Origin of the sequence: Streptomyces sp. NPDC048479 (assembly GCF_040651435.1) — a bacterium.
Lineage (GTDB): Bacteria > Actinomycetota > Actinomycetes > Streptomycetales > Streptomycetaceae > Streptomyces.
Genome location: NZ_JBEZKA010000104.1, coordinates 1 through 2231, shown reverse-complemented (window position 1 = coordinate 2231; position 2231 = coordinate 1). Strand labels below are relative to the sequence as shown.

Genomic DNA, 2231 nt, shown 5'->3' with positions numbered 1-2231 from the left:
CCTCCTGCACCTGCGGCGCCAACTGCCGCGCATCCCCCACCAGTTCAGTCACGCATCGATCAACGATCCAGAACCCCTACCGTTTCGGATCAATAGTAGGGTCGGGGACTGGCGCGGTGGCCGATGCTCCGTTTCCAGTCCCCGCCACTTCAAACCGTGCATGCAGTTCTCCCGCACACGGCTTTCCGACATCGTTCACCGGCTGGCATGCGCCATCACCCTGTGCACGTTTCCGGTAAGGCGATAGACACCGAGCCGGGTGATCCATCCGTAGGTGAAACGGGTGGCCCAGTTCCGGCCCGCCATTCTGTGTTTCGTACTGGCGAAGATCGCCAGCCGCTCGTGGACGTAGCCGTCGACCACATTGTACTTCCGCCCGGAGTTCCCGTTGCGGAAGTACGCAGCCCACCCTCGTAGTACGGGGTTGAGGTCGGCTACCGCGGCAGACACCGGCCGCTCAGTCTTTGAACGTGCGGTCGCTGCATGGACTTTGTCCCGCAGCACTCGCATCGCTCTGGCCGAGGGCCAACGCCGCAAGTAGAACTTGCCCCGCCATTTCCACGATTCCACCTTCCGGTGGTGGAAGCCGAGGAAATCAAAGCCCTGTTCACCCCGAGCGAGGCAAACGATGCCGGACTTGCCGGGATGGAGTCGCATCCCGAGTCGTGCCAGCACCTTCGCAGCCAATTCCCGGGCCTGTTCGGCCCGTTCCTTGATCGGCGACAGAACCACGAAATCATCGCAGTACCTCACCAGCGTTCCCAGTCGGCGCCCTTCGCCCTGCCACGCCTCGTCGAGGACATGCAGTGCAATGTTCGCCAGCAACGGGGAAACCGGTGAGCCCTGAGGAGTTCCCGCCCCGGTCGGAGACGTCACCCCGCCCTCCAGAACTCCCATCCGCAGCCACGCCCGGATAAGCTTCAGCATCGGCCGGTCCACCACACGACGGGCCACCTGGGCCATCAGCGCGTCGTGGTCGATCGTCCCGAAACAGTCCCGGATGTCGGCCTCGAACACCCGCTCCCGCCGCTGGTTCGCCGCGATACGCACGGCTTCGCACGCATCGATCGCGGACCGTTTGGGCCGGAATCCGTAGCTCGCCTCGGTGAACTGAGCCTCGAAGACCGGTTCCAGGACCAATTTCGCGGCCGCCATCACCACCCGGTCCGCCACGGTGGGAATCGACAGCGGCCGGAACTCCCCCGGCCGCCCCGGCTTAGGAATCTGGACCCGCCGCAGCACCGTCGGACGATACATATACGTCCGCAGCCTCTCCGACAGGTCCTGGAGGAATGCATCCACCCCCGAGGCTGCCACGGCATCGACGGTCATTCCGTCCACGCCTGGGGCCCCTCGGTTTGCGCACACACCGGCCCATGCCCGCCGAAGAACGTCCATGCGGTGGACATGGCTATACAGGGCATGAAACCGGCGTTCGGGTTCTTGCTTGGCACAGCGGTAGAGCGTCCGCTGCAAGGCTCGGACCTTGGCCACCCGGTCGTGCGGTGCCTTCCTCCCGGCGGATGGAACTAGCCGATACGGCACTCATCCGGGTCCCTCCGTGTTCGCGAATCGCATCGATGAAGCAGGGGCCCTTCGCTCCCAGCGGGTTATGTTGTCCCGCCGATCACCACTACTACGGCCCCCTCCGACTGCCTCTCGGCAGCCCGCCATTTCCCGGTTCTGCCGGTTATAGGCAAGGCCACGCTTCCCGGACCGCAATACCCGGGGCCGAGGAGGCTCTCTCCAGTTCCCAGGACAACCTTCCGACCATTCCACGCCCCTTACGCCGGGAGGTTCTTCGGCGACCGCTCCAGGTCCGAGATCGCCTTCCGTGGCCTTCGCCAAACAAGCACAGGCTCGGCTCCTCCTTGGCCCGCCCCCACGGGCGGGGGTTAAATGACGACGCTGCAGGCTTCACTTCATGTTGCGGACTGGTCGGTTGCACGCCCCTGACGGACGCTTGTCACTCCACTTCGACGCCACCCTTTCGAGGGACGCCGGGAGTCAGCTACCGGGGACCCTGGCGTCTCCCCGGACCGGACTTGCACCGGCTGGCTATCCTGAACTTGACGTCCGGTTACATCGTTCACACCCCTTCCGAGCTGCAACGACGCCCGGACTGCTGGACGTACACTTGATCTTTAACATCCGGCGTCGAATGGTGCGTCGAACTTGATCACTCGGTTCGGTATCCGGCGTACGCGGAGGCGGCCTTCGTCTGAACATGT

Annotated in this window: 1 protein-coding gene; it reads right to left on the bottom strand. The window is 64.4% G+C overall.

The genetic code is table 11. The features are described from left to right. Window positions 1-195: 195 nt before the first annotated feature. Window positions 196-1398, bottom strand: coding sequence for a group II intron reverse transcriptase/maturase (gene ltrA / locus AB0D12_RS41160; protein WP_362695186.1), 1203 nt, complete (start codon window positions 1396-1398; stop codon window positions 196-198). Window positions 1399-2231: the final 833 nt, after the last annotated feature.